The organism is Streptomyces sp. CA-251387 (assembly GCF_050936625.1).
In the GTDB taxonomy this organism is placed as follows: domain Bacteria; phylum Actinomycetota; class Actinomycetes; order Streptomycetales; family Streptomycetaceae; genus Streptomyces.
Genome location: NZ_JBNJMJ010000001.1, coordinates 3,280,204 through 3,306,383 on the forward strand (window position 1 = coordinate 3,280,204; position 26,180 = coordinate 3,306,383).

General features: G+C 71.6%; 21 protein-coding genes. 18 read left to right on the forward strand and 3 right to left on the reverse strand.

Going from position 1 to position 26,180, the window contains the following annotated elements; all coding sequences use genetic code 11:
- Positions 1-26 precede the first annotated feature (26 nt).
- Both malQ and ACQEV2_RS14625 read right to left on the reverse strand, forming a co-directional pair.
- Positions 27-2,144, reverse strand: coding sequence for a 4-alpha-glucanotransferase (malQ, locus tag ACQEV2_RS14620; RefSeq protein WP_433040191.1), 2,118 nt, complete (start codon positions 2,142-2,144; stop codon positions 27-29).
- Positions 2,145-2,429: a hypothetical protein gene (locus ACQEV2_RS14625; RefSeq protein WP_433040194.1), complete on the reverse strand. Its 285-nt coding sequence runs from the start codon at positions 2,427-2,429 to the stop codon at positions 2,145-2,147.
- Positions 2,430-2,616: 187 nt separating this feature from the next.
- Between ACQEV2_RS14625 and ACQEV2_RS14630 the strand changes: the two genes are divergently transcribed.
- The 4 genes from ACQEV2_RS14630 to ACQEV2_RS14645 are packed head-to-tail and all read left to right on the forward strand — an operon-like array spanning position 2,617 to position 5,376.
- On the forward strand, positions 2,617-3,150 hold the full coding sequence (locus ACQEV2_RS14630; protein ID WP_433040197.1) for a PadR family transcriptional regulator: 534 nt from the start codon (positions 2,617-2,619) through the stop codon (positions 3,148-3,150).
- Positions 3,147-3,845 (forward strand): ABC transporter ATP-binding protein, encoded by a 699-nt coding sequence (locus ACQEV2_RS14635; RefSeq protein WP_433040200.1) that lies wholly within the window; start codon positions 3,147-3,149, stop codon positions 3,843-3,845. The genes ACQEV2_RS14630 and ACQEV2_RS14635 overlap by 4 nt, the downstream gene beginning before the upstream one ends.
- Positions 3,842-4,033 carry a hypothetical protein gene (locus ACQEV2_RS14640; RefSeq protein WP_433040203.1) on the forward strand — a complete coding sequence of 64 codons (192 nt, stop codon included), beginning with the start codon at positions 3,842-3,844 and terminating at the stop codon, positions 4,031-4,033. Before ACQEV2_RS14635 ends, ACQEV2_RS14640 begins: the two co-directional genes overlap by 4 nt.
- Entirely contained in the window at positions 4,030-5,376 is a 1,347-nt protein-coding gene (locus tag ACQEV2_RS14645; protein WP_433040206.1) for an FtsX-like permease family protein, read from the forward strand. The genes ACQEV2_RS14640 and ACQEV2_RS14645 overlap by 4 nt, the downstream gene beginning before the upstream one ends.
- Before the next feature lie 96 nt (positions 5,377-5,472).
- Here the strand turns inward: ACQEV2_RS14645 and ACQEV2_RS14650 are convergent, their stop codons facing one another.
- Positions 5,473-6,009: an HNH endonuclease gene (locus ACQEV2_RS14650; RefSeq protein WP_109498769.1), complete on the reverse strand. Its 537-nt coding sequence runs from the start codon at positions 6,007-6,009 to the stop codon at positions 5,473-5,475.
- Between the two features lie 317 nt (positions 6,010-6,326).
- Here ACQEV2_RS14650 and ACQEV2_RS14655 point away from each other — a divergent pair, with 317 nt between their 5' ends.
- The 14 genes from ACQEV2_RS14655 (at position 6,327) to ACQEV2_RS14720 (ending at position 26,148) form a co-directional block, all read left to right on the forward strand.
- A complete protein-coding gene (locus tag ACQEV2_RS14655; protein ID WP_433040211.1) occupies positions 6,327-7,421 on the forward strand; it encodes a mechanosensitive ion channel family protein in 1,095 nt (364 codons plus the stop codon).
- A 362-nt stretch (positions 7,422-7,783) separates the two neighbouring features.
- Complete coding sequence (locus ACQEV2_RS14660; RefSeq protein WP_433040214.1) at positions 7,784-8,995, forward strand: ROK family transcriptional regulator; 1,212 nt, start codon at positions 7,784-7,786, stop codon at positions 8,993-8,995.
- A 117-nt stretch (positions 8,996-9,112) separates the two neighbouring features.
- Positions 9,113-10,450, forward strand: a complete 1,338-nt coding sequence (locus ACQEV2_RS14665; RefSeq protein WP_433054448.1) for an ABC transporter substrate-binding protein — start codon at positions 9,113-9,115, stop codon at positions 10,448-10,450.
- 7 nt (positions 10,451-10,457) lie between these two features.
- Complete coding sequence (locus ACQEV2_RS14670; protein WP_433040217.1) at positions 10,458-11,399, forward strand: carbohydrate ABC transporter permease; 942 nt, start codon at positions 10,458-10,460, stop codon at positions 11,397-11,399.
- A 3-nt stretch (positions 11,400-11,402) separates the two neighbouring features.
- Positions 11,403-12,293, forward strand: coding sequence for a carbohydrate ABC transporter permease (locus ACQEV2_RS14675; RefSeq protein ID WP_433040220.1), 891 nt, complete (start codon positions 11,403-11,405; stop codon positions 12,291-12,293).
- Between the two features lie 7 nt (positions 12,294-12,300).
- Complete coding sequence (locus tag ACQEV2_RS14680; RefSeq protein ID WP_433040223.1) at positions 12,301-13,569, forward strand: 6-phospho-beta-glucosidase; 1,269 nt, start codon at positions 12,301-12,303, stop codon at positions 13,567-13,569.
- Complete coding sequence (locus tag ACQEV2_RS14685) at positions 13,560-14,531, forward strand: N-acetylglucosamine kinase (RefSeq protein ID WP_433040226.1); 972 nt, start codon at positions 13,560-13,562, stop codon at positions 14,529-14,531. Before ACQEV2_RS14680 ends, ACQEV2_RS14685 begins: the two co-directional genes overlap by 10 nt.
- Positions 14,532-15,132: 601 nt before the next feature.
- Positions 15,133-16,593: a hypothetical protein gene (locus ACQEV2_RS14690; protein ID WP_433040229.1), complete on the forward strand. Its 1,461-nt coding sequence runs from the start codon at positions 15,133-15,135 to the stop codon at positions 16,591-16,593.
- Between the two features lie 257 nt (positions 16,594-16,850).
- Positions 16,851-17,831 (forward strand): glutamate ABC transporter substrate-binding protein, encoded by a 981-nt coding sequence (locus ACQEV2_RS14695; RefSeq protein WP_433040232.1) that lies wholly within the window; start codon positions 16,851-16,853, stop codon positions 17,829-17,831.
- A 78-nt stretch (positions 17,832-17,909) separates the two neighbouring features.
- Positions 17,910-19,241: a hypothetical protein gene (locus tag ACQEV2_RS14700; protein WP_433040235.1), complete on the forward strand. Its 1,332-nt coding sequence runs from the start codon at positions 17,910-17,912 to the stop codon at positions 19,239-19,241.
- A 31-nt stretch (positions 19,242-19,272) separates the two neighbouring features.
- Positions 19,273-21,783 (forward strand): tetratricopeptide repeat protein, encoded by a 2,511-nt coding sequence (locus tag ACQEV2_RS14705; RefSeq protein ID WP_433040238.1) that lies wholly within the window; start codon positions 19,273-19,275, stop codon positions 21,781-21,783.
- Positions 21,784-23,142, forward strand: a complete 1,359-nt coding sequence (locus ACQEV2_RS14710; RefSeq protein ID WP_433040241.1) for a PP2C family serine/threonine-protein phosphatase — start codon at positions 21,784-21,786, stop codon at positions 23,140-23,142.
- A 98-nt stretch (positions 23,143-23,240) separates the two neighbouring features.
- Positions 23,241-24,587 carry a vWA domain-containing protein gene (locus tag ACQEV2_RS14715; RefSeq protein WP_433040244.1) on the forward strand — a complete coding sequence of 449 codons (1,347 nt, stop codon included), beginning with the start codon at positions 23,241-23,243 and terminating at the stop codon, positions 24,585-24,587.
- A gap of 31 nt (positions 24,588-24,618) precedes the next feature.
- The gene (locus ACQEV2_RS14720) at positions 24,619-26,148 is read left to right on the forward strand and encodes an FHA domain-containing protein (protein WP_433040247.1); all 1,530 of its coding nucleotides are present in this window, start codon (positions 24,619-24,621) and stop codon (positions 26,146-26,148) included.
- Positions 26,149-26,180 lie beyond the last annotated feature (32 nt).

A 26,180-nucleotide genomic window follows, 5' to 3' on the forward strand; every position in this document is an offset into this window, starting at 1 on the left:
ACCCAGCCACAACGCCGGGCAAGCCGTTACCCCCGCCCCACACCACCACCCCGCACCGCCTCCACCAGCGCCCGCACCCTCGGCGAAGCCGCCAGCTCCTCCAGCGTCACCGCCCTCCCGTCCGCGTCCGCGATCGGCAGCCGCCAGTTCGGATACTGGTTCCACGTGCCGGGAAGGTTCTGCGGCCGGCGGTCGCCCACGCCGTCCGGAAGCCAGATGCCGACCATGCGGGCCGGGGTGCGCAGCAGGAAGCGGTGGACCGCCTGGATCTCGGCCTCCTCCTCGCAGGTGCCGTGGCCGCCGCCGGTGCCGCGCAGCAGCCCCAGCCGGGACAGCAGCTCCAGCCACTCGCCCGTGTCCGCCGCCGCCTCCGCCCGCTCCTGCTCCAGGGGCCGGGTCAACAGGCCCAGGCGGTCGCGGAGTTCGACGTGTTCGCCGGTGAGGCGGGCCGCGGTGGGCGGCAGGTCGTGGGTGGTGGCGGTGGCGAGGCAGTCGGCGCGCCAGGACTCCGGGGGCAGGGGGCGGCCGTCGCCGTCCCAGTCCCGCTCGAACCACAGCACCGAGGTGCCGAGCACGCCCCGCGAGCGCAGCGTCTCCCGCACCCCCGGTTCCACCGTGCCGAGATCTTCCCCTATCACCACCGCCCCGGCCCGGGATGCCTCCAGCACCAGGATGGCGAGCATGGCCTCGGCGTCGTAACGGACGTACGTCCCCTCCGTCGGCGCCTGCCCCTGCGGCACCCACCACAGCCGGAACAGCCCCATGACGTGGTCGATGCGCAGGGCGCCGGCATAGCGGAAGAGGGCCTGCAGCAGGCGGCGGTACGGCTCGTACCCCGACTCGGCCAGCCGGTCCGGTCGCCAGGGCGGCAGCCCCCAGTCCTGGCCGCGCGCGTTGAAGGCGTCCGGCGGTGCGCCCACCGACATCCCGGCCGCGAAGTAGTCCTGCTGCGCCCAGGCGTCCGCGCCCTCGGGGTGCACGCCGACGGCCAGGTCGTGCACGATCCCGACCGGCATCCCGGCCTCGCGCGCGGCCCGCTGGGCGGCGGTCAGCTGGGTGTCGGTGAGCCAGGCGAGACGGCAGTGGAAGTCGACCCGGTCCATCAACTCGCGGCGCGCGCGGGCGGTTTCGGGCGACCGTGGATCCCGTAGCCCCTCCGGCCACCGGAGCCAGTCCGAGCCGTGCACCTCGGCCAGCGCGCACCACGTGGCGTGGTCCTCCAGCGCCTGCCCCTCCCGCGCGAGGAAGTCGGCGTAGGCGGCCCGCCGCCCCGGCCCGAGCGGCGCCTCGCGCACCAGCTCCAGCGCCTCGCGCTTCGCCTCCCACACCGCGTCCCGGTCGATCAGCTCCCCCTTCTCCAGCACCGCTTCCCGCAGCCGCCCGGCCCGCTCCAGCAGCCCCCGCACGCGCTCACGGTCCTCGACGTAGGCGAACTCGGGGACCTCCTCGACCCGCAGGTGCACGGGGTCGGGGAAGCGGCGGGAGGACGGGCGGTAGGGGGAAGGGTCGGTCGGCGCTCCGGGCACGGCCGCGTGCAACGGGTTGACCTGGACGAATCCGGCGCCGAGGGCCCGGCCGGCCCAGGCGGCGAGTTCGGCGAGGTCACCGAGGTCGCCCATGCCCCAGGAGCGGCGGGAGAGGAGGGAGTAGAGCTGGACGAGGAGGCCGTACGAACGTCCGGGGGGCGTGGGCAGTCGGGGCGGGGCGACGACCAGGTGGCTGGTCGCGGTACGGCCGTCGGGGGCGGTCGCCGTCAAGCGGTGGATTCCGGGCGGGAGTTGGCCGACGGCGGCGCGGGTCTCGCCCTGTTCGGTCTCGATGTGCAGCCGGGTACCGGCCGGCAGCGACGACAGCGTGGCCTGCGCCTCGGGCTCGGCGCCGCTCCAGCACACCACCGTCGGCGGCAGCAGCCGCTCGCGCAGCTGCCGTTCCCGCGCGGTGAGCGCGGCGCGGACGGCGGCGGGCGTGCCGGTGTCGACGTCGAGGGCGGCCAGGGCGAGCGTGAGCGCGGTGGCGGAGGCCGTGACCGTGCGGTCCGCGGACGGCTGGTAGGAGGTGGCGACGCCGTGCAGCTCGGCGAGCCGGGACAGATCGTCGGAGGGGAGTTCCTGGTCTGGGGTGCCGGCCGGCCGCTGTGCTGTCATCTACGACCTCGGGGAATCCATGTCCATGTCCATACCGATGTCCATACCCATAGCGGTGTCCGTACCCATACCGGTGTCCATACCCGTCTCCCAGGCGGTCGCCTCACTGGTCAGCGGCGCGGCGTCGGCGAGCGGCGGCTCGCTGGTGAGCGGCTCGGCGTCGGGCAGGGGCGGTTCGCTGGTGAGGGGGGCTTCGGCGCAGGCGCCCTCGGCGCTGAAGACGCAGTCGTGCGTCTCCGGCTCGATGGGCGCCTCAGGTTTGAACAGGACCGATGCTGTGGCCACGGGGGTCTCCTTCGCGAGTACGGGCGTGCGGGTTATCGCAGCCCTACCCAGCGGGCGCGAGAGCAGACGTACAGAACGGAACAACGTGCCTCTCGTCACATTCTGTTCCGCACATCCTGCTGCGCCGTAAGACTTTCATCCCCGCCACTATTCACTCAGTACATGTACTCAGTACATAATGATCGCCATGAGCACCCGCCACATCCTCTTGGGGCTGCTCGCCGCAGGGCCGAGCCATGGCTACGACCTCAAGCGACGCCACGACGAACGTTTCCCGCAGGCCCGTCCGCTGGCCTACGGGCAGGTCTACACGACCTTGCAGCGCCTGGTCCGCGACGGCCTGGCCGAGATCGAGGGCACCGACTCGGACGGCGGTCCGGAGCGGACGACGTACCGGTCCACGGAGGACGGGGCGCGGGAACTGGCCCAGTGGGCCGGCGAGATCGCGCCGCCGGCGCCCTTCGTGACGAACGAGATCTTCGCCAAGGTCGTCGTCTCGATCCTGTCCGGCGGCGACCCGGAGGCCTATCTGCGGGCCCAGCGCGCCGCTCACATGGAGCGGATGCGGGAGCTCACGGCGGTCAAGACCGCGCAGGGCGCCGATCTCGCGACGGTGCTCTCGGCGGACTACGCCCTCAACCACCTCGACGCCGACCTCCGTTGGATGACGACCACGGCGGCCCGGCTCACCACCCTGACCGCGGAGGTCGACTCACCATGAGCAACAAGGGGGGAACCACGGTGCCGCTGCTGGCGGCCCGTGACCTCGTCAAGGCGCACGGCAGAACACAGGCCCTGCGCGGCGCCTCCGTCGAGCTGCACGCCGGCGAGATCCTCGCCGTCACCGGCACGAGCGGCAGCGGAAAGTCCACGCTGCTGCACTGTCTGGCCGGCATCGTCCGCCCGGACACCGGCTCGGTGACCTACGGCGGGGAGCGGCTCGACCAGCTGCCCGAGAAGCGGCTGAGCGAGCTGCGGCGCACGGAGTTCGGCGTGGTCTTCCAGTTCGGGCAGCTGATCCCCGAGCTGACGGCTCTCGACAACGTGGCGCTGCCGCTGCTGCTCGCGGGCGCCCGCCGCCAGGAGGCGCAGTCGGCGGCCGGTGAGTGGCTGGAGCGGTTCGGGGTGCGCGGGCAGGAGGGACTGCGGCCCGGCGAGATGAGCGGCGGCCAGGCCCAGCGGGTGGCGCTGGCCCGGGCTTTGATCACCGGCCCGAAGGTCGTCTTCGCCGACGAACCGACCGGGGCGCTGGACTCGCTGGCGAGCGAGCAGGTGATGACGGCTCTGGTGCACACGGCCCGGGAGTCGGGCACGGCGATGCTGCTGATCACGCACGACGCGCAGGTGGCGGCGTATGCGGACCGCGAGGTGCGGCTGGCCGACGGGACCGTGACACCGCTGGAGGTGGCGGCATGAGGGACGAGTTCCACGGCGGCACGAGGATCGCCGCCCGGCCCGATGCGGCCACCATCACCGACCGCCTCTCCGGTGGCGCGCGGGAGGACCGGCCCACCACCGCCGCCATGACATGCCGCTTCCGTCCCACCGGCACCACCGTGAGACGCACCGGCACGGCCACGACCTGCCCGGAGGTGACCGCATGAGGGCCGACTTCCGGCTGGCCTGGCTGCTCACCCGCGGATCCGACCGGCGCGAGTGGTGGCGGGTGACGCTCACGGCGATCGGGGCGGCGCTCGCGACCGGCATCGGCCTGGCGGTCGCCACCATCGTCCCGATGGAGGGGCAGTACTCGGTGTCCGTCGGCGCCGGACTGCTCGACCAGCCCAGCGACCGGCAGGGCGTGATCATCGCGCTGTTGTTGCTGCTGGTTCCGGTGCTCGGGTTCCTCGGGCAGTGCGCCCGCGTGGGGGCCGTACACCGCGACCGGCGCCTTGCCGCGCTGCGGCTCGCGGGGGCCACGCCGGCCCAGGTGCGGCGGATCGCGGCGCTGGAGGCGGGTCTGGCCTGCCTGGCCGGCTCGGCCGTGGCCACCGTCTTCTCCGTCCTCCTCCTGCTGCGCCTGTGGCAGCACCCCGATCCCCTGGCATGGCTCGGCATCGCCCTGGTCGCGGTGGCCGTCCCGGTGCTGGGCGCGGCCGTGAGCGCGGTGTCACTGCGCCGGGTGGTGGCCTCGCCCCTGGGCTGGGTACGGCGGGTGCGTCCGACGCGGGGGCCGGGGCGGGCGTTCCTGGCGATGGGCGTACTGATGACGGTGATGGCTGTGGGGCTGGCTCTGACCACGTACGTCGGCAATCCCCCCGGATTCGCCCTCGCCCCGCTGTTGGTGTTCGCCACGAGTCTGCTGATCGGCGTCTCGGCCGTGTGGCTGGCGGGCTGGTCGTCCCGGCGGCTGGGTAGCGCGCTCGCGGCCCGTGCCCAGCGCCCGGCGCTGCTGATCGCGGCGGAACGCATGCGTGACGACCCCTGGGCGGCGGCCCGCACGCATGCGGCGGTGCTGCTGGTGACGGTCGTGGGTACGGCGTTCGTCGGCATCCGCGAGGTGCTGCTGCACATCGTGGACCACACCGACTACCTCGCCGAGAACCGGTCGTACTACACCACCGGCCTCGACCTCTCCGGCGCCGCGGTCCTCGTCGCCCTGGTGCTGACCCTGTCGGCCCTGGCGGTGGGCACCGCCGAGTCGCTGGCCACCCGGCGCCGGGGGCTGGCCGCGCAGGCCGCGGCCGGGGTGCCGCAGAGGGTGCTCGGCCGGGCGCTGCTGCTGGAGACCGCGCTGCCGCTCGCACCGGCGGTCCTGCTCGCGGGCGCGGGCGGCACGGCGATCTACGTGGGCTGGGCCGGGATGATCGACGACGCCGTCGGGCCCGTGCCGCTGGTGCCGGTGCTGGTCCCGGTGGTGGTGTACGCGGCCTGTCTGCTGGCCGCGGCCACGTCACTGCCGTTGCTGCGGCGGTCGGTTCGGCCGGCGGAGCTGCGGTACGTGTGAGAGCAGCCGACCGGCCCCGGGGGCACGGGGGACCTCCGGGGCCGGTCACGGCGCACGCTCCGCAGGCGTACGCCAGGTATGCGAAAGCCCGGATCGTCAGGCGGAAATGCCGTCGATCCGGGCCAAGGCATCATCCGCGCCGAACGGCTGCAAGTAGGGCAGCCAGCGCGGGTCCCTATGCCCGGTGCCGATGATGCGCCAGGCGAGGCCGGTGGGTGGAGCGGGTTTGTGGCGCAGCCGCCAGCCGATTTCGAACAGATGTCGGTCGGCCTTCACGTGGTTGCAGCGGCGACAGGACGCCACCACGTTGTCCCAGACGTGCTTGCCCCCGCGGCTGCGCGGAATGACATGGTCGACGCTGGTTGCGACGCCACCGCAGTACATGCACCGGCCCCCGTCGCGCGCGAAGAGCGCCCTCCGGGTAAGAGGAACGGGCCCCCGATAGGGAACCCGGACGAATCGCTTGAGCCGGACCACGCTGGGTGCGGGGACTGTGACGGTTGCGCTGTGCATGAAGGCGCCGGACTCCTCGAGGCATACGGCCTTGTTCTCGAGGACGAGGACGAGCGCGCGGCGGAGCGGTACGACGCCGAGTGGCTCGTACGACGCGTTGAGGACCAGGACATGCGGCACGGATGCCTCCTTGGGCGTCGGCGGCGCGTGGCTCGCGCCGGGACGATCTGTAGTCAGTCTCCCCTCTTGCCTGGTGAAAGCGCCACCATGTCCCGGTAACGGGCTGGGAGTGTTTTCGACCACATCTGATTCATCCCCCGGACGACGAACGGTTCATCCCACCAGTTCATCCCCAGGTGGGCACGGTTCCTCCCTCGAACGTGGCGACGATCCACACACGATGCCCCGATAGTGTGGTGAACCTGCCCTGCCGGTGACCTTTTCGTGACCTTGACCATCTGCCGGTGGGGCGGGCCGCTGCACTGGAGGTACCTGCCGTGTCCTTGCCCGCCGTCCTACTGGCCGCCGGTCCGACCCCGTCGCCGTCCCCCTCGGAGACGACGACTCCGGCGGTCCCCTCGATCCAGGACGCCCAGGAGAGCGCGACCCAGGCCGCGAGCTGGTTCGAGGAGAACTGGTCGACCTGGCTCGCGATAGGCCTTCAGGTTCTGCTGATCCTGGTGATCGCGGCGGTGCTGAGAGTGGCCGTGCGGCGGGCGATCACCAAGCTCGTGGACCGGATGAGCCGCACCGCGGAGGCGGTGGACGGCACGGCCCTCGGCGGCCTGCTGGTCAATGTCGAGCGGCGTCGCCAGCGTTCGCAGGCGATCGGCTCAGTGCTGCGCTCGGTGGCGAGCTTCCTGATCATGGGCACGGCCGCCCTGATGATCCTGTCCGCCTTCGACATCAACCTCGCCCCGCTGCTGGCCTCCGCCGGTGTCGCGGGCGTGGCCATCGGTTTCGGCGCCCGCAACCTCGTGACGGACTTCCTCTCCGGCGTCTTCATGATCCTTGAGGACCAGTACGGCGTCGGCGACTCGATCGACGCGGGCGTCGCGTCCGGCGAGGTCATCGAGGTCGGCCTGCGCGTGACCAAGCTGCGCGGCGACAACGGCGAGATCTGGTACGTCCGCAACGGCGAGGTCAAGCGCATCGGCAACCTCTCGCAGGGCTGGTCGACGGCCGGCGTGGATGTCACGGTCCGTTCCTCCGAGGACCTGGACAAGGTGAAGCGCACGATCGGCGAGGTCGCCGAGAAGATGAGCAAGGAGGAGCCCTGGAACGAGCTCCTCTGGGGCCCGATCGAGGTCCTCGGCCTGGACAGCGTGCTGCTGGACTCGATGGTCGTCCGCGTCTCCGCGAAGACCATGCCCGGCAAGTCCCTGACGGTGGAACGCGAACTGCGCTGGCGCATCAAGCGCGCCTTCGACGCGGCCGACATCCCGATCGTCGGCGGCCCGGCCGTCCCGGCGGACGACACCCCCGCCGCCGACCCGACGGCGGCCATGGCGCCCCCGTCGGCCTACGCCAACACGTCCTCCCCGCAGGCCCAGAACGCCACTCCGCTGACGCCGCCCAGCGTGACCAAATAGGCGTGCGGGCAGCGGACACGTCCCTCGGTCGACCCACTCCCGCCACCGAGGCCAGTGCCGCTCGCACCGCCCGTCGGCGATGGCCTTCTCACAGGCCGGCTGGACGAGCTTCTCCAGCTCGGGCCCGGTCAGCTGAGGGCTGCCCGCGGTGGAGATACGGGAGTGGGGCCCGGCCACGAGCCGCAGGCCTGAGCACCCAGAGGTAACGACTGCATTGCTGGTGTAGACCACCCTTGACGCGACCTTTCAGACGGGCGTACTTTCTGGCCATCCGATAGGAAACCTTCCTAACAGTGATTCGGATGGACTTCTCTCGTAGACCGCTGAGAAGCTGGTCAGCCGAAAGGCAGGTGTCGATCCCCATGGCAGGAACCGCCGGTACGCCGGGCACCCCGCGCGTCCTGCGCGCCATGAACGACCGTGCCGCCCTGGACCTCCTCCTGGAGCACGGCCCGCTGTCCCGCACGCGGATCGGCAAGCTCACCGGCCTGTCCAAGCCGACCGCCTCCCAGCTGCTGGCCCGCCTGGAGGCCGCCGGCCTCGTACTGGCGAGCGGCACGACGGAGGGCCGACCCGGCCCCAACGCCCAGCTGTACGAGGTCAATCCGGCCGCCGCGTACGCCGCGGGCCTCGATGTCACCCCCGAACGCATCCGCGCCGCCGTCGCCGACATCACCGGCCGCACGGTGGGGTCGTACGAACTGCCCACCCCCGGCAGACGCCCCGCCCACCCCGTGGTCCGGCAGGTCACCGACGCCCTCGACGGCGCGGTGAAGGCGGCCGGCCTCGCCCGCGACGACGTCCACCGGCTCGTCATCGGCACCCCCGGTGCCTTCGACCCCAACACGGGTCGGCTGCGCTACGCCTCCCACCTCCCCGGCTGGCACACCCCCGCGCTGCTCGACGAACTCGCGGCCGCCCTGCCGATGCCGGTCGAGTACGAGAACGACGTCAACCTCGTGGCGGTGGCCGAGCAGCGCCTCGGCGCGGCCCGCGGCCACGAGGACTTCGTGCTGCTGTGGAACGAGGGCGGCCTGGGTGCCGCCCTGGTCCTCGGCGGCCGCCTGCACCGCGGCTGGACCGGCGGCGCGGGCGAGGTGGGTTTCCTGCCGGTTCCCGGGGCGCCCCTGGTCCGGCAGGTAACCAAAGCCAACAGTGGCGGCTACCAGGAGCTGGCCGGTTCGCAGGCGATCCCCCGGCTCGCGCGCGATCTGGGCATGACGAACATCCCGTCCGGGCCATACGCCGAAGCCGCCGCCACCCTCGTCCAGCGGGCCGCCACGGAGGACACCGTCCTGCACCGGCTGCTCCTGGCGACCTACGCGACCCGGCTGGCCACCGGTCTCGCCTCCCTGGTCTCCGTCCTCGACCCCGAACTGGTCGTCCTCAGCGGCGCCTCCCTCACCTCCGGCGGCGAGGTGCTGCGCGCCCTCGTCCAGGACGAGCTGGAGGAACTGGCCGCGTCCAGGCCCCGGCTCGTCGTCGGTGACGTCCGTGAACACCCCGTGCTGCGGGGCGCGCTGGAGAGCGCGCTCGCGACCACACGCGACGAGGTCTTCGACACCTCACGCTGACCGCCCGCCCCGTCGGCGCACGCCCACCACACCCCCTGACCCACCCCCCGCCTTCCCTCACCCACCCCTGCCCAGCCCTTGGGAGACCTCGCCATGCCCGGAAAGTCCTGGAAAGTCATAACCTCAGCGTCCCGCAAGGCGGCGGCCGCGCTGGCCGCCTCCGCCTCCCTGGCCCTCCTCGCCACGGCCTGCACCGGCCAGTCGGAGTCCGGTGCCGACGACGACCCCAACGCCAGGACGACGATCACCTTCTGGCACGGCTGGAGCGCGCCCGCCGAGGTCAAGGCGATCCAGGAGAACGTCGACCGCTTCGAGAAGGCCCACCCCAACATCACCGTGAAGGTCGTCGGCAACATCAACGACGACAAGCTCAACCAGGCGCTGCGCGCGGGCGGTTCGAACGGACCGGACGTGGTGTCGTCGTTCACCACCTCCAACATCGGCAAGTTCTGTTCCTCCGGGGCCTTCCTCGACCTGAAGCCCTTCATCGAGAAGTCGAAGCTCGACCTCGACAAGCTGATCCCGAAGCCGATGCTGGACTACACCCAGTTCGAGGGCACCCGCTGCGCCCTGCCCCTGCTGGGCGACGCCTACGGCCTCTACTACAACAAGGACGCCTTCGAGAAGGCGGGCATCAAGTCCCCGCCGAAGACCTGGTCGGAGTTCGCGAAGGTCGCCGAGAAGCTGACCGTCAGCAAGGGTGACAGTTACCAGCAGCTCGGCTTCATGCCGACGTACCACGGCTACGAGACGGTCGTCGATCACTACATGTCCCAGTGGGACCACGCCTACTTCGACGCCGACGGCAAGTCCAACATCGCCAAGGACCCGGCCTTCGCCGAGATGTTCACGTACCAGAAGAAGCTCATCGACGACCTCGGCGGCTTCGCGAAGCTGGAGAAGTACCGCAACACCTTCGGCGACGAATGGGGAGCCAAGCACCCCTTCCACACCGGCCAGGTGGCCATGCAGCTCGACGGCGAGTGGCGCCTGGGCATGGCGAAGGACGCGGGTGTCGACTTCGAGATCGGCACCGCCCCGATGCCCGTCGCCGACGACGAGGTGGACGAGTACGGCAAGGGCTTCCTCTCCGGCACGATCATCGGCATCGCCCCGCAGAGCGAGAAGCAGAACGCTGCCTGGGAACTGGTGAAGTACCTGACGACCGACACCGAGGCCGTCGTCTCCTTCGCCAACGCCATCCACAACGTGCCGTCCACCTTCGCGGCCCTGAAGTCGCCCGGCCTGAAGGTCGACCCCGGCTTCAAGACGTTCCTGGACATCGCCCAGAACCCGCACTCGAACACCCCGCCGGCCTCCGTCAACGGCTCCACGTACCAGACGACGCTCCAGGACTTCGGCTACCAGTACGAGTCCGGCAAGGTGAAGGACCTCAAGGCCGGCCTGGAGAAGACCGCCCGGCAGATCGACACCGACATCGAGCAGGCGAAGTAGGGCTCCGATGTCCACGCACACTCTCCGCGCGAAGCGCCGCAGGTCGGCGCTTCGGACGGTGGCCTTCCTGTCACCGTGGCTCATCGGATTCGGCGTCTTCTTCGCCTACCCACTGGTGTCCACCGTCTACTTCTCCCTGATGAAGTACGACGGCTTCGGCACACCGGTCTTCCGCGGCCTGGACAACTGGTCCTACGTCTTCAACGACTACCCACTGTTCTGGCCGGCCCTGCGCAACACGCTCTGGCTGGTCCTGGTGATGGTGACCTGCCGAGTGGTCTTCGGCCTCGGCATCGGCCTGCTCATCACGAAGATCAAGACCGGCGCGGGCGTCTTCCGCACCCTCTTCTACCTGCCGTACCTCGCCCCGCCGGTCGCCGCGACCCTGGCCTTCGTCTTCCTCCTCAACCCCGGCACCGGCCCGGTCAACTCGGTCCTCGACGGCCTGGGCCTGCCGACACCGGGCTGGTTCACGGACCCCACCTGGTCCAAGCCGGCCCTCACCGCGCTGGCGCTGTGGGGCGTGGGCGACCTCATGGTCATCTTCATGGCCGCACTGCTCGACGTACCGAAGGAGCAGTACGAGGCCGCGGAGCTGGACGGCACATCGGCCTGGCAGCGGTTCCGTTACGTCACGCTGCCGAACATCTCGCCGATCGTGATGTTCGCCGTCGTCACGGGCGTGATCCAGACGATGCAGTACTACACACAGCCGCTGGTGGCCGGAAAGGTCGCCTCCGGCATCATCGGCGGCTCCGGCCAGCAGTTCGAGCCCGGATACCCGGACAAGTCCACGCTGACCCTCCCCCAGCTCGTCTACAACCTCGGCTTCCAGCGCTTCGACTACGGCTCCGCCTGCGTGGTCGCGCTGGTGCTGTTCGCCCTGGCCATGGCGTTCACCGCGCTGCTGATGCGGCGCCGGGGCGGACTGATCCAGGCAGGTGACTGACCCATGACCCAAGTGCTGGACAAGGCGGTGCGGTTGGACGCACCGACCGTCACCGAACGCCCGGCCCGCCGCAAGGCGCTCCTGGAATGGATAGCGATCCATTCCCTCGGCGTGGCGGCCGCGCTCTTCTTCACTCTGCCCTTCCTGTTCGTCGTCCTGACCTCGCTGATGAGCGACCAGCAGGCGCTCACCCGCGACCTGGTCCCCGACACCTGGGAGTGGGGCAACTACACCAAGGTCTTCGACACCCCCGGCTTCCTGACCTGGTGGAAGAACACGCTGATCTACGCCGGCCTGGGCACGGTCCTCACCGTCGTGTCCTCCATCCCCGTGGCGTACGCGCTCGCCAAGTTCCGCTTCCGCGGCCGGAACCTGTCCCTGATGCTGGTGATCTCGATGATGATGCTGCCGCCCCAGGTGGTCATCATCCCGATGTACCTGTTCTGGGCGAAGCAGCTGGACCTCTCGGGGACCCTCTGGCCCCTGATCATCCCGATGGCGTTCGGTGACGCGTTCTCGATCTTCCTCCTGCGCCAGTTCCTCATGACGATCCCGAACGAATACCTGGACGCGGCAAGGGTGGACGGCTGCGGCGAACTCCGCACGCTCGTCCGGGTGGTCCTCCCCATGGCCAAACCGGGAATAGCCGCAGTGGCGCTCTTCCAGTTCTTCTACGCGTGGAACGACTACTTCGGCCCCCAGATCTACGCGTCCGAGAACCCGGGCGCCTGGACGCTCTCCTACGGCCTGGAGTCGTTCAAGGGGGCACACCACACCGACTGGAACCTGACCATGGCCGCGACCGTACTGGTCATGGCCCCCGTGATCCTCGTGTTCTTCTTCGCGCAGAAGGCGTTCGTCGAGGGCGTCACACTCACCGGAGTAAAGGGCTGAACCACCCATGAAACTCACTGTGGTCGGCGGAGGCTCGACCTACACCCCCGAACTCATCGACGGCTTCGCCCGCCTCCGGGACACCCTCCCCCTGGAGGAACTGGTCCTGATGGACCCGGCGACGGACCGCCTGGAACTGATCGGCGCCCTGGCCCGCCGTATCTTCGCCCGCCAGGGCCACACCGGCACCATCACCACCACCACAGACCTGGACGCGGCAGTGGACGGCGCCGACGCGGTCCTCCTCCAGCTCCGCGTGGGCGGTCAGGCGGCCCGCGAGCAGGACGAGACCTGGCCCCTGGAATGCGGCTGCGTGGGCCAGGAGACAACAGGCGCCGGCGGCCTGGCAAAGGCACTGCGCACGGTCCCCGTGGTCCTGGACATCGCGGACCGCGTCCGCCGCACCAACCCCACAGCCTGGATCATCGACTTCACCAACCCGGTCGGCATCGTGACCCGCGCCCTGCTCCAGGAGGGCCACAAGGCGGTCGGCCTGTGCAACGTGGCGATCGGCTTCCAGCGCAAGTTCGCGGCGATGCTCGGCGTGACCCCCTCCGCCATCCACCTCGACCACGTGGGCCTCAACCACCTCACCTGGGAGACCGGAGTACGCCTGGGCGGCCCCGAGGGCGAGAACGTCCTTCCGAAGCTCCTCTCCGACCACGGCGACACGATCGCCGCGGACCTGCACCTCCCCCGCCCCCTGCTGGACCGCCTGGGCGGCGTGGTGCCGTCCTACTACCTGCGCTACTACTACGCCCACGACGAGGTGGTGAAAGAACTCCGCACCAAACCGTCCCGCGCAGCGGAAGTAGCGGAAATGGAAAGAAAGTTGCTGACCCTCTACGCCGACCCGGCCCTCGACGAGAAGCCGGACCTGCTCTCCAAGAGAGGCGGCGCGTACTACTCGGAAGCAGCGGTGGATCTGGCAGCCGGACTGCTGGGCGGCACCGGCAGCCCGCACCAGGTAGTGAACACGCACAACAACGGAACGCTGCCCTTCCTCCCTGACGACGCGGTGATCGAGGTACAGGCGGCAGTGACACCAAGGGGTCCGGCCCCGCTGCCGGTCCCCACCGTGGACCCCCTGTACGCGGGCCTGATGACTGCCGTCACGGCCTACGAGGACCTGGCCCTGAACGCCGCCCTGCGCGGCGGCCGCGACCGCGTGTTCAGGGCGCTGCTCGCGCACCCCCTCGTCGGCCAGTACGCGTACGCCGACGCCCTCACCGACCAGCTGATCGCACACAACCAGGAGCATCTCGCGTGGGCCTGACCGCACGTGTCCTCGCTGTCGACGCGGGCAACAGCAAGACCGACGTCGCGGTCGTGGCGGCCGACGGAAGCGTCCTCGCCACGGCGCGCGGCGGCGAGTTCCGGCCGCCCGTCGTGGGAGTCGAGGCGGCGGTGGACAAGCTGGCCGAGACCGTGGAACGGGCCTTCACCACCGCCGGGGTCACCTCGGTCGACCATGTCTCGGCCTGCCTGGCGAACGCCGACTTCCCCGTCGAGGAGGAACAGCTGGCGACCGCCCTGCACACACGCGCGTGGGGCCCGGACGTATCCGTCCGCAACGACACCTTCGCCATCCTGCGGGCCGGGGTCACCGAACCGCGCGGGGTCGCGGTCGTCTGCGGCGCCGGCATCAACTGCGTGGGCATGCGCCCCGACGGCCGTACGGCCCGCTTCCCCGCGCTGGGCCGTATCTCCGGCGACTGGGGCGGCGGTTGGGGCCTGTCCGAGGAGGCCCTGTGGCACGCGGCCCGCGCGGAGGACGGCCGCGGCGCGCCCACGTCCCTCGCCCGCACGCTCCCCGCCCACTTCGGCCTCCCCACCATGTACGCCCTCGTCGAGGCCCTGCACCTGGAGCGCATCCCACCCGCCCGCCGCCACGAGCTGACACCGGTGCTGTTCGCCACGGCGGCCGACGGCGACCCCGTGGCCCGCGCGGTCGTGGACCGCCTGGCCGACGAGGTGGTGACCATGGCGACGGTGGCACTGACCCGCCTAGACCTGCTGGAGGAGGAGACCCCGGTGCTCCTGGGCGGGGGCGTACTCGCGGCACGCCACCCCCAACTGACCGACGGAATCCAATCCCTCCTCACCTCCCGCGCCCCCAAGGCCGTACCCACCGTGGTCACGGCGAGCCCGGTACTGGGGGCGGCACTGCTGGGCCTGGACGCGGTGGAGGCGCCTACGGAGGCACACACGCGGCTCCGACAACACTTCGAGCGGTAGGCCGGGTTGCACGGTTGCCCGGCGTGGGGCTGAGGCCGGGGGGCGCAGCACGGCGCTAACGGGGTGCCGCCTCTGTGGGTCGGGAGCCGCCCCAGCGGCACGACTGCCCGCAGCTAAGTGGGCTGTGGCGACGCGTACCCCCACGGGCCCGCAGTCGCGTACGGCGGCAAGGGGACGTGTCGGGGGGTGTCCGCCCGCAGTGGCCGGCGACAACACGCAGCCCCTCCTGGCCTAAGCCCAGCCGCCGGTCCGAGGACGGACCCCCCCGGCACGGCCCCGACCCACCCACCGACCGCAGGCGCTACGCGAACCCCCACTCAGCGGCACAGGCCGCCGCAGGCACCGCCCAACCGCCGGAGGCACGCCGCATCCACGCGCGCCCCCACCACCGCCCCCCCCCCCAACAACCCCATCCCCCGTCCTGGAACCGAACCGATTCCCCCGGCGTATTCATGGGCAGGGGGACGTGCGGGGCGTGTTGAGGTGTGCCGGAGGTTCGGGGTCCGCGCTGCGATCCGATCAAGATCCAGTGAAGGCCGGTGCGGATGTCAGTCCCGGCAGCGATACTTGCGTCGACGGATGGCCATGGGGGAGGTCAACAGTGACACAGACGCCGAAGAGCAGCCCAGCACCACCGGGCGCCGGCATGCCCACGATGCCGTCCGTACCCCCACAGCCGGGCCCGCCCGAACAGCACAGCGCCACCAACCATCCCGTCCCCCCTGCTCAACCGCCGGAGGCACGCCGCACCGCCTTCGCCGAGGGCTTCGACCAGCTCCGCGCAGCCGCCACCACCGAACCCGGCCGCCTCCGCATCATCGGCGCCCTCCTCGCCGCCCTCGTCATCGCCTTCGGCACCGTAGCCGCCTGGCAGATGACCGACCGGTTCACGGCAGCCGACGACGTCCTCAACCGCAGCCAGCCCCTCAGCTCCGACGCGGCCGACATCTACCGCTCTCTGGCGGACGCCAACACCGCGGCAGCCAGCGGCTACCTCGCGGGTCTGCAGGAAAAGCCCGCCATGCGCGAGGGCTACGAAAGGGACATCCGCACGGCCGCCGCCAAACTCGTCACGGCCGCGGCCAACTCCGAACCGGGCTCCCCCTCGGCGAACACGATCGCCGAACTCAGCAGACTCCTGCCGGAGTACAAGGGCCTGGTCGAAACGGCGAGGGCCAACAACCGCCAGGGCTACCCCGTGGGCGGCGCCTACCTGCGCACCGCGAACGAGATGATGCAGCAGAAGATGCTGCCGGCCGCCGAGCAGCTCTACCAGACGGAAAACCAGCGCCTCCGCGACGACTACGCGGACGCGAAGTCCTTCCCCTGGGCGGCGGCAGGCCTCGGCATCCTCGCCCTGGCCGCCCTCGCCTGGGCCCAGCACCGCAACTACCGGCGCACCAACAGGGTCCTCAACCACGGCCTCGTCACCGCCACCGCCGCCTCCACCGTGGTCCTGCTCTGGCTGGCCGTGAGCCACACCGTGGCACGCGCGGGCCTGAACGACTCCTACGACCACGGCGTCCGCTCCCTGAACGTGCTGCACGAGGCCCGCATCGCCTCCCTCACGGCCCGCAGCGACGAGAACCTCACCTTGGTGCGCCGCGGCGCGGACTCCAAGACGCTCGACGACGGCAAGGTCGTGGACGCGTACGAGTGGGGCTACGACCAGCAGATCGACCAGCTCCGCAAGGCGCTCGCCCGGGCCGACGCCCTCGCCGACGACAGGGCGGGGAAGAAACCGGTCCAGGACGCGAACGGCTTCATGAAGGTCTGGAAGGACCGCCACGGCCTCGCCCGCGTCGACAATGAGAAGGGCAACTACCAGGCCGCCCGCGACCGCGTCATCGGCGCCGCCAAGGACCCGACGAGCGTGTGCTTCGACAATGTCGACAAGGCCCTGGCGACGGCCCTCAAGCACGAGCAGACCGAGTTCAAGCAGGCCGCGAGCTACGGCCGTGACTCGCTGACCGGCCTCCCGACCGGCGCCGCGGTCCTCGCGGTCCTGGGCGCGACCGGCGCGGTCCTCGGCATCGGCCGCAGGCTGTCGGAATACCGGTGAGAGGAGGCAGGACGATGAACGCACGCGACACAACGCCGAACGCACAGGGCACGACGCCGAACGTACGTGGCACTACGCCAGGCACACATGCCACAACGCCAGACGCACACGGCACAACGCCAGACGCACACGGCACGACGCCAGACGCACACGGCACGACGACGAGCGCACGCGCCGACTCGCTTCGCCTCCGGGGCGCACCCGGCCCGTGGCGGCGGCTGCGGGCAGGCCTGCGGGGCTGGGGCGGTGTGGGCGCCATGGCGCTCGTCTGCGCCCTGGCGGTGGCCTTCGTTCTCCTGCTGCCCCTGTCGCAGTCGCACGGCGACAACGACGGTACGGCCGGCGGAGCCGAGCGCGTCGCCCACGGCAGCCAGGTGAAGGCCGAGGACTGCGAGGACCCGCAGGACCAGAGCCTGTCGCCGTCCGGCGGCAACGGCGAGACCCCGATCCTCGACGCCATCAAGGCCCGCAAGGACCGGCGCCTGATCGTCGGCGTCGACACCAACAGCTACCGCTGGGGCTACCTCGACCCGAACAACCCGGCCGGTGAGCTGGAGGGGTTCGACATCGACCTGGTCCACCGGATCGCCCAGGACATCCTCGGCGACCGCGACGCGGTGCAGTTCAAGGCCATCCCGACCAGCCGCCGTATCGAGGCGATCCAGAAGGGCGAGGTCGACATGGTGGTCCGCACCATGACGATCAACTGCGACCGCATCGGGCAAGTCGCCTTCTCCGCGCCCTACTTCGTGACCGGCCAGCAGGTCCTGGCGCCCAAGACCTCGACGATCACGGGCTACAACGACACCCTGGCCGGCAAGCGGATCTGTTCGGCGACTGGTTCCACGGCGTACGACAATCTCGAAGCGGGCAAGAAGAACCGCGACCTGCCCGCCTCCGCCGACATCAGGACCACCGTCCCCAACCAGCTCGACTGCCTGGTGAAGTTGCAGCTCGGCGAGGTCGACGCGGTCGTCACCGACGGCGCGCTCGCCGCGAGTCAGGCCGCGCAGGACCCCACGGTGCAGCTGAAGGGCGGCCTGTTCACCGACGAGTACTACGGCGTGGCGATGAAGCTGGGCTCCGACGATCTGGTACGCCAGGTCAACCGGACTCTGGAGAACTACATCAAGGACGGCGGCTGGGAGGCGTCGTACGAGAAGTGGCTCCACCCGACCATGGACCAGGGCGACAAGAAGTCGGCGTCGGCGACTCCTCCCGAGGCGCAGTACAAGTGACCGACCATCAACTGACGGACGTTTGACGGAACCGACGAAACAGAACCGACGGAACACGACAGCAGCGAGAGGTGATCGATGGGCGTCACGGACCCCGCCGGGCCGGTGATGGACCGGGACGAGGTGGACCGTGCGCTGGCGCGGCTCGGCGCGGAGCACGAGGCGATCGAGACCTCGCTCCTCGCCCTGCAGGACCACGCGGGCCGCAGACTTCTCGAGGGCGCCGAGCTCACGGGCATCACCAAGGAACGCTGGACGACCACGGAGGCGTCGATCACGCTGCTGTGGGCGTACTTCGACGCGTACACGGACGCGTTGCGGGCCGCCCGCGAGATCCGTGCCCGCCGCCGCTGGTCCAGCCGCGACGACCTGGTGGAGCTGACGGAGCTGCTGCGCGGCGAATCCGTGACGGTGGCCGGAAGCGCCACGGCCACGGCCAACGCCCCGACCCTGCACGGAGGTCCGGGCAAGCTCAGCGAACAGTTCACCCTGGCCACGCTGGTGGACCGGATGAACGAGCTGTACGCGACAAGCCTGGACATGGTCGTCGCCGCCGACGCGGTCTGGTCGGCGCTGCCCGCCCGTATCGATTTACTCGCCGCGGAACTCCAGCGCACCCGCCGGCTCGCGCACTCCGTCGGCGTACGCCCCGGCGAGCACCCGGCGGGCGACGACCTGGAGCGCATTACGCGCACGCTGACCAAGCTGCGCGCGGAGGTGGTGTCCGACCCGCTCGCCTACTGGATCCCGACGCCGGGGAGTTCGGCGCCCGGCGGGGGCAAGCCCGACACCACGGTCTACGACCGCGAGGCGCGCGCCCTGGAGGACGTACGCCGTGAGATCGACGCGGTACTGACGGTCCGTCAGGATGCCGAGCAGCGCCTGGTCAAGCTGCGCGACGTGCTCTCGCGCGCGGACCGCACGCTCGCCGAGGCCCGCACCGCGCGCGGCGAGGTGCTGGCGAAGATCGCCGCCACGGAGGTGCCGGTCGTCAGCGGCCCGCCGACCGCGCTGCAGGAGCAGCTGGCGACGGCCGCCGAGTACCGCAGACAGGCGCAGTGGCACCGTCTGTCCCCGCTCCTGGAGTCCCTGGAGCAGAAGGCGGAGGACGAACTGCTGCGCGCCCGCGAGTCGTTGACCGCGGTCACCGCGCCCCTGGCGGTCCGCGCCGAGCTGCGCGGCCGCCTCGACGCGTACAAGGCGAAGGTCGCCCGGCACGGCCTCGCGGAGGACCCGCTGCTCATCGAGCGCTACGACGCGGCCCGCCGCATGCTGTGGAGCGCGCCCTGCGACCTGCGCGTCGCCGAACAGGCCGTCCTGCGCTACCAGCAGGCGGCCGCCGAACTGCTCGGCGGCCCGCGCGTGCCGGGTCAGCGGGGGACCGAGGACCGCCGGGGGCAGGGATCATGAGGGGCAGGGGGAACAGGGGGGAGTCGTCGTCATGAGTCAGGCACAGCAGAGCTGCCAGCGGCCGGACTGCGGCGGGACGTACGAGGACGTGGGCGGCGGTGAGCTGTACTGCGACACCTGCGGCCTCGCCCCGGTCGTCTCGGCGACCGGCACCGTCGGTTCACCGCCCACCGGGGTGACGGGCGGCGGCAAGGGCTCGCGCGGTTCGGCGGGCAGCGGCAGCTCCCGCTCCACCAGCCGCGGCAGTTCCCGTACGTCGTCGCAGTCGTCGAAGTCCCGGCGGTCGGTGTCGGGACGGCTCTCCCGCTCCCTGTCGGGCCGTTCCACGGGCCGCTCGGTGTCGGTACGCAGCTCCGGCTCCACCGCCGGCTCCAGCGGCCGCGGCCGCCTGGGCGCCGGACTGGTCCAGGTCCCGGACGTGCCGCGCCCCGATCCGCGCGCGATGGTGCTGGAGAACCCGGAGGTGCCGGAGCGCAAGCGGTTCTGCTCGCGCTCGGACTGCGGGGCGCCCGTCGGCCGGGCCCGCGGTGACCGGCCGGGCCGTACGGAGGGCTTCTGCACCAAGTGCGGGCACCCGTACTCCTTCGTGCCGAAGCTGAAGGCCGGCGACATCGTGCACGGCCAGTACGAGGTCGTGGGCTGTCTCGCGCACGGCGGCCTCGGCTGGATCTACCTGGCCGTGGACCGCGCGGTCTCCGACCGCTGGGTGGTGCTCAAGGGCCTGCTCGACACCGGCGACCAGGACGCGATGGCGGCGGCGATCTCCGAGCGGCGCTTCCTCGCGGAGATCGAACACGCCAACATCGTGCGGATCTACAACTTCGTCGAACACCTCGACCAGCGCACGGGCTCGCTCGACGGCTACATCGTGATGGAGTACGTGGGCGGCAAGTCGCTGAAGGAGATCGCCAACGGCCGCCGCACGCCCGGCGGCAAGCGTGACCCGCTCCCCGTCGAGCAGGCGTGCGCGTACGGCATCGAGGCGCTGGAGGCCCTCGGCCACCTGCACAGCCGCAACCTGCTGTACTGCGACTTCAAGGTCGACAACGCCATCCAGACCGAGGACCAGCTCAAGCTGATCGACATGGGCGCGGTGCGCAGGATGGACGACGACGAGTCGGCCATCTACGGCACGGTCGGCTACCAGGCGCCGGAGGTCGCGGAGGTCGGCCCGTCGGTGGCGTCCGACCTCTACACGGTCGCGCGCACCCTCGCCGTCCTCACGTTCGACTTCCAGGGCTACACGAACGTCTACGTCGACTCCCTACCCGACCCGGACCACATCGAGGTCTTCCGCCAGTACGAGTCCTTCTACCGCCTCCTGGTCCGCGCCACCGACCCCGACCCGGCCCGCCGCTTCGCCTCCGCACAGGAGATGACGGAGCAGCTGACGGGCGTCCTGCGCGAGGTCGTCTCACTGCAGACGGGGCGGGCGAGGCCGGCGCTGTCGACGCTGTTCGGACCCGAGGTGCGGGTCACGGACACGGAACTGTTCCCGAAGCTGGACGGGGAAGTGTCGCGGCTGGGGGCACGCGCGGTGCAGAAGGGGAAACCACAGCAGCCCCAGCTTCCTCCCTCGGGCAACGGCAGCCCCACCATCGTCAAGCCCGTCAGCACCCCCGCCGCCGCCCTCGCGCTCCCCGTCCCCCTGGTCGACCCCTCCGACCCCAACGCCGGTTTCCTCGCGGGCCTGATGACCACCGCGCCGGCCGAACTGCTCGGTGCCCTCGCCGCCGCGTCGGCGCCGTCCACCGAGACGCGGCTGCGGCAGGTGCGGGCCTGGCTGGAGAACGGCGACACCGCCAGTGCGCACCAAGCCCTGCTGGAGCTGGAGGACGAGCGGCCCGACGACTGGCGGGTCGTCTGGTACCGCGGTGTCGCCGCGCTCGTCACCGGCGACCATGAGGGCGCCGCGCTCGCCTTCGACGCGATCTACGACGCCTTCCCCGGCGAGCCCGCCCCCAAGCTGGCCCTCGGCCTGTGCGCGGAGGTGCTGGGCCAGCTGGACAACGCCGCCGAGTACTACCGCCTCGTGTGGTCGACGGACCCGAGCTATGTGAGCGCCGCCTTCGGTCTCGCCCGCGTCCAGCTGGCGGCCGGCGACCGCCGCAGCGCCGTACGGACGCTGGAGTCGGTTCCGGAGAGCTCGATTCACTACACGGCCGCACGCGTCGCGGCCGTCCGCGCCCGGCTGCGTGGACGCACGGCCGTCGCCGCCGACGTACCGTTCCTGGAGGACCTGACCGCCGCCGCGGGGCAGGTCGAGGCGCTGGACGCGTACGGTCTGGATCCGGCGCGCCGGGAGCAGTTGTCGGCGGAAGTCCTCGGTTGCGCGCTGGACTGGATACTCTCCGGGAGCCAGGGTTCCGCCCCGCCCGCCTCCGGAGGACGGACGCTGCTCGGCAGCGGCCTGGACGAGCGGGGACTGCGTTTCGGCCTGGAGCGTTCGTACCGCACGCTGGCCCGGCTCGCACGGGGCGGCGAGGAGAGGATCGACCTGGTGGAACGTGCCAATCGTTACCGCCCCCGGACGTGGGTGTAGTTGATGTCGCAGATGCCCCAGTTGTCCGCCTGCCCGAGCTGCGAATGGCCGCTCGAGTCGGGTGACCGTTTCTGCGGTGCGTGCGGATACGACCTGTCCGCCGTGCCCGTACGGCCGGACGACAACCCGACCATCGCCATGAACGGCTCGGCGCCGCCCCCCGCGGGCACGCCCGGCCTGGACTGGCCCGTCGCCCCCACGCCGGCCGGCACCGCCACCCCGGCGGCCACCCATCTGCCGGCGGACCTCCGGGGCACCGGCTCCGGCGGCCACGAACTGCCCCCGGGCACACCGCCGCCCCCGCAGTCACCGCCGCCCGCCCCGACCGGCTCCCCCGTCTCCCCGGCCTCCGGCGTCCGGTTCGACCGCCCGGCCGAGCCCGAGGAGTACCCGCTGCAGGCGCCCGACCCGCGCGTCGCCGACCTGCCGAACCAACGCGAGGGCACCAAGGTGTGCGTAGCCTGCCGTGCGGGCCGTGTCGACCATGACGGGTACTGCGAGAACTGCGGGCACGCCCAGCCGCGCGAACGCGACCACATGGAGCAGGACGCCGGCCCGGTCGCCGCCGTCAGCGACCGCGGCCTGCGCCACCACCGCAACGAGGACGCGTTCGCCATCGGCTGCACCGCGCTGCCCGACGGCCGGCCCGCGGTCCTGGCGATCGTCTGCGACGGCGTGTCCTCGGCGACCCGCCCCGACGACGCCTCGATGGCCGCCTCCCGGGCCGCGAGCGAGTCGCTGCTGACCGCCCTCCCGCGCGGCACGCACCCGCAGCAGGCCATGCACGACGCGATCGTCGCCGCCTCGAACGCGGTCAACGCGCTCGCCGACGAACCGGCCACGGCCCGCGAGCAGGCCCCGCACCAGAACGCCCCCGCCTGCACGATCGTCGGCTCCGTGGTGACGCCCGAGCTGCTGATCATCGGCTGGGTCGGCGACAGCCGCGCCTACTGGGTGCCGCTGGACCGCAGCACACCGCCGGCCAGGCTCACCGAGGACGACTCCTGGGCCGCGCAGATGGTCGCCGCGGGCCTGATGAACGAGGCCGAGGCGTACGCCGACGAGCGCGCCCACGCCATCACGGGCTGGCTCGGCGCGGACGCCTACGAACTGGAGCCGCACACCGCTTCCTTCAAGCCGGACCGTCCGGGTGTGGTGATCGTGTGCACGGACGGGCTGTGGAACTACGCGGAAGCGGCCGAGGACATGGCCGAGGTCGTGCCCCTCGACGCCGTCGCACGCCCCCTGCACAGCGCCCAGGTGCTGGTCGGTCACGCGCTCGACGGCGGGGGCCACGACAACGTAACAGTGGCCGTCGTGCCGTTCCCGGTGCCGCCGATGGGGGCAGGATCGGCCTGAGGCCGTACAGCGGGGAGAGGTCTCATCGGACCGGAGGGGACCGGTCCGTCGACAACCATGGCCCCGCCATGGGGCTCTTTAGGGGGATTTGAGAACGCATGGCCAATTTCTCGAAGTCGAATGTGCCGCAGTTCTCGGTGGACGTGTACCAGAACGAGTACCTGCCGGAGGGCGGTCGCGAGGTCAACGCGATCGTCACGGTGACCGCGACCGGCGGCGGCACGATCGGAAGCGCGGTCGCGGCGCCGCACGTGTACGCGCCGGGGCAGGGCCCGTCGGCGGCCGTGGCGATCATGGTCGACTGCTCGGGCTCGATGGACTACCCGCCGACCAAGATGCGCAACGCCCGCGACGCCACGGCCGCCGCGATCGACACCCTGCGCGACGGCGTGCACTTCGCGTTGATCGGCGGCACACACGTGGCCAAGGAGGTGTATCCGGGAGGCGGCCGGCTCGCGGTCGCCGACGCCACCAGCCGCGAGCAGGCCAAGCAGGCCCTGCGCAGGCTCAGCGCGGGCGGCGGCACGGCCATCGGCACCTGGCTGCGCCTCGCCGACCGCCTGCTGTCCTCGGCCGACGTCGCCATCCGGCACGGCATCCTGCTCACCGACGGCCGCAACGAGCACGAGTCGCCCGAGGACCTGAGGGCCGCGCTCGACGCCTGCGCCGGACGCTTCACCTGTGACGCCCGTGGCGTGGGCACCGACTGGGAAGTGAAAGAAGTCACAGGCATCGCCTCCGCCCTGCTCGGCAGCGCCGACATCGTCGCCGATCCGGCCGCTCTCGCCGCCGACTTCACGCAGATGATGGAGACGGCGATGGGCAAGGAGGTCGCGGACGTCGCCCTGCGGGTGTGGACGCCGGTGGGCACGACCATCAAATTCGTCAAACAAGTCGCTCCGACGGTCGAGGAGTTGACCGACCGCCGCACGGAGGCGGGCCCGCGCGCCGGGGACTACCCCACCGGTTCCTGGGGCGACGAGTCCCGTGACTACCACGTTTGCGTCGAAGTCCCGGCCGCCGGCCTCGGCCAGGAGATGCTCGCCGCCCGGGTCTCCCTGGTCGTCCCGCAACCCGACGGCACGGCGCGCAACTTGGGCGCGCAGGGCCTCGTACGGGCCGTATGGACCGACGACATGGCCGCCTCGACGTCGATCAACCCGCAGGTGGCCCACTACACCGGCCAGGCCGAACTTGCACAAGCCATCCAGCAGGGGCTCGATCTGCGCAAAGCGGGCGATATCGATGGCGCAACGGCCAAACTGGGCCGGGCCGTTCAGCTCGCCAGCGCCTCCGGAAACGCGGATACGGCGAAACTCCTTGCGAAGGTGGTGGACGTGGTCGATGCCGCGGCAGGTACTGTGCGACTGAAGGCGAAGGTCGCGGAGGCCGACGAGATGACTCTCGAGACGCGGTCGACAAAGACTGTTCGCGTGAAGAAGTGACCTAGAAGGAACGAAGGAGGGACGCGCCGACATGCCGACCTGCCCGAACGGACACCAGTCGGGTTCCGACGACTGGTGCGAGGTCTGCGGTCACCGCATGGCCGGTGCCGTACCTCCACCCCCTCCGCCGCCGCCCCCGCCCGGCGGCGGCTACGGCTTCCCGCCACCCGGTGGGCCCGGCGGCCCTGGCAGCCCCGGCGGTCCGTTCGGTGGCCCGAACGCCGGTCAGCAGGGCGGCCGTCCGCACCCGTCCGCCGCACCGGAGCCCGAGCTGTGCCCGCAGTGCCGTACGCCGCGTGAGGGCGGTGCGCCGTTCTGCGAGGAGTGCCGGTGGAACTTCCTGACCAACACGGCGACGTCGTACACCCCCGCCGCCCCGCGCCCCCCGGCGCCCGGCGGTCCGGGCCTGCCCTCCCACTTCCAGCAGCAGTCGGGGCCCCCGCCGTCGTTCGGCGGCGGTGACTCGTACGAGTACCAGGGCTCGCGCCCGTCCCAGGTGAACCGCCCGGCGGAACCGATCCCGCCGTTCGGCGCGGAACCGCAGGGGCCGGGAGGCCCTGGTGGTCCGGGTGGGCCTGGTGGCCATGGCGGCCCCGGTGGTCCTGGCGGTCCCGGTGGTCCTGGTCCCGGTGGCCCCGGCGGCGGCTACGGCTTCCCGCCGCCCGGCGGCCCCGGTGGCCCCGGCCCTGGTCAGGGTCCCGGCGGGCCGGGCGGCACCAACCCCGGCGGACCGGGTGGTCCTGGCGGCCCCGGTGGTCCCGGTGGCTTCGGCGGTCCGGGAGGCAACGGCCCCTCCGGCTTCGGCGGCGACCCCTCGCGGCCGGTTCCGCCGCCGCCCGGTCCCACGCCGCCCGGCGGTCCGGGCGCGACCGGCGGTGCTCCGCAAGGCTTCCAGCAGCCCGGGCAGGCCAGCCCAGGTGGCCCGCCGGCCCCGCCCGGGTTCCCGCAGGAGACCCACCGTCCTCCGCAGCAGGGCGGCCCGTCCTTCGGCGGCGGTGACGACTGGGTGATCTCACCTCCGTCGTCGGGTCCCGGCGGACCGGGGGGCCCTGGCGCTCCCGGTGGCCCCGGCCCCGCTCAGGGCGGGTACGGCTACCCGCAGCCCGGCTCGACGCAGGCCCCGCCGCCCCCCGGTCCGGGCTACCCGCAGCAGCCGGCGACCTGGACGGCGACCATCGGTCCGGACCGCGAGTACTTCATGGCGATGATGCAGCGCTCCGGCCCCGAGGCCGCGGGCCTCAACCTGCCCGCGTACTCGCCCGAGCAGCAGCGCACGCTCACCGGCAACCAGATCACCATCGGCCGCCGCCGCCACTCCACCGGCGACACCCCCGACATCGACCTGTCGGTGCCGCCGGAGGACCCGGGCGTCTCGCACCAGCACGCGGTCCTGGTCCAGCAGCCCGACGGCAGCTGGGCGGTCGTCGACCAGAACTCGACGAACGGCACGACGGTGAACGGCTCCGAGGACCCGATCCAGCCGTTCGTGCCGGTACCGCTGCAGGACGGCGACCGGGTGCACGTCGGGGCGTGGACGACGATCACGATCCGACGCGGCTAGGTCTTCTCGACACCGGGAGGGGGCGGTCGTAC

Bases quoted from the DNA above. Each gene is read 5' to 3' on its own strand.
- malQ (WP_433040191.1), bottom strand. From the start codon at position 2,144: ATGACAGCACAGCGGCCGGCCGGCACCCCAGACCAGGAACTCCCCTCC.
- ACQEV2_RS14660 (WP_433040214.1), top strand. From the start codon at position 7,784: ATGGCAGGAACCGCCGGTACGCCGGGCACCCCGCGCGTCCTGCGCGCC.
- ACQEV2_RS14640 (WP_433040203.1), top strand. From the start codon at position 3,842: ATGAGGGACGAGTTCCACGGCGGCACGAGGATCGCCGCCCGGCCCGAT.
- ACQEV2_RS14700 (WP_433040235.1), top strand. From the start codon at position 17,910: ATGGGCGTCACGGACCCCGCCGGGCCGGTGATGGACCGGGACGAGGTG.
- ACQEV2_RS14705 (WP_433040238.1), top strand. From the start codon at position 19,273: ATGAGTCAGGCACAGCAGAGCTGCCAGCGGCCGGACTGCGGCGGGACG.
- ACQEV2_RS14720 (WP_433040247.1), top strand. From the start codon at position 24,619: ATGCCGACCTGCCCGAACGGACACCAGTCGGGTTCCGACGACTGGTGC.
- ACQEV2_RS14630 (WP_433040197.1), top strand. From the start codon at position 2,617: ATGAGCACCCGCCACATCCTCTTGGGGCTGCTCGCCGCAGGGCCGAGC.
- ACQEV2_RS14645 (WP_433040206.1), top strand. From the start codon at position 4,030: ATGAGGGCCGACTTCCGGCTGGCCTGGCTGCTCACCCGCGGATCCGAC.
- ACQEV2_RS14695 (WP_433040232.1), top strand. From the start codon at position 16,851: ATGGCGCTCGTCTGCGCCCTGGCGGTGGCCTTCGTTCTCCTGCTGCCC.
- ACQEV2_RS14670 (WP_433040217.1), top strand. From the start codon at position 10,458: ATGTCCACGCACACTCTCCGCGCGAAGCGCCGCAGGTCGGCGCTTCGG.
- ACQEV2_RS14635 (WP_433040200.1), top strand. From the start codon at position 3,147: ATGAGCAACAAGGGGGGAACCACGGTGCCGCTGCTGGCGGCCCGTGAC.
- ACQEV2_RS14715 (WP_433040244.1), top strand. From the start codon at position 23,241: ATGGCCAATTTCTCGAAGTCGAATGTGCCGCAGTTCTCGGTGGACGTG.
- ACQEV2_RS14680 (WP_433040223.1), top strand. From the start codon at position 12,301: ATGAAACTCACTGTGGTCGGCGGAGGCTCGACCTACACCCCCGAACTC.
- ACQEV2_RS14675 (WP_433040220.1), top strand. From the start codon at position 11,403: ATGACCCAAGTGCTGGACAAGGCGGTGCGGTTGGACGCACCGACCGTC.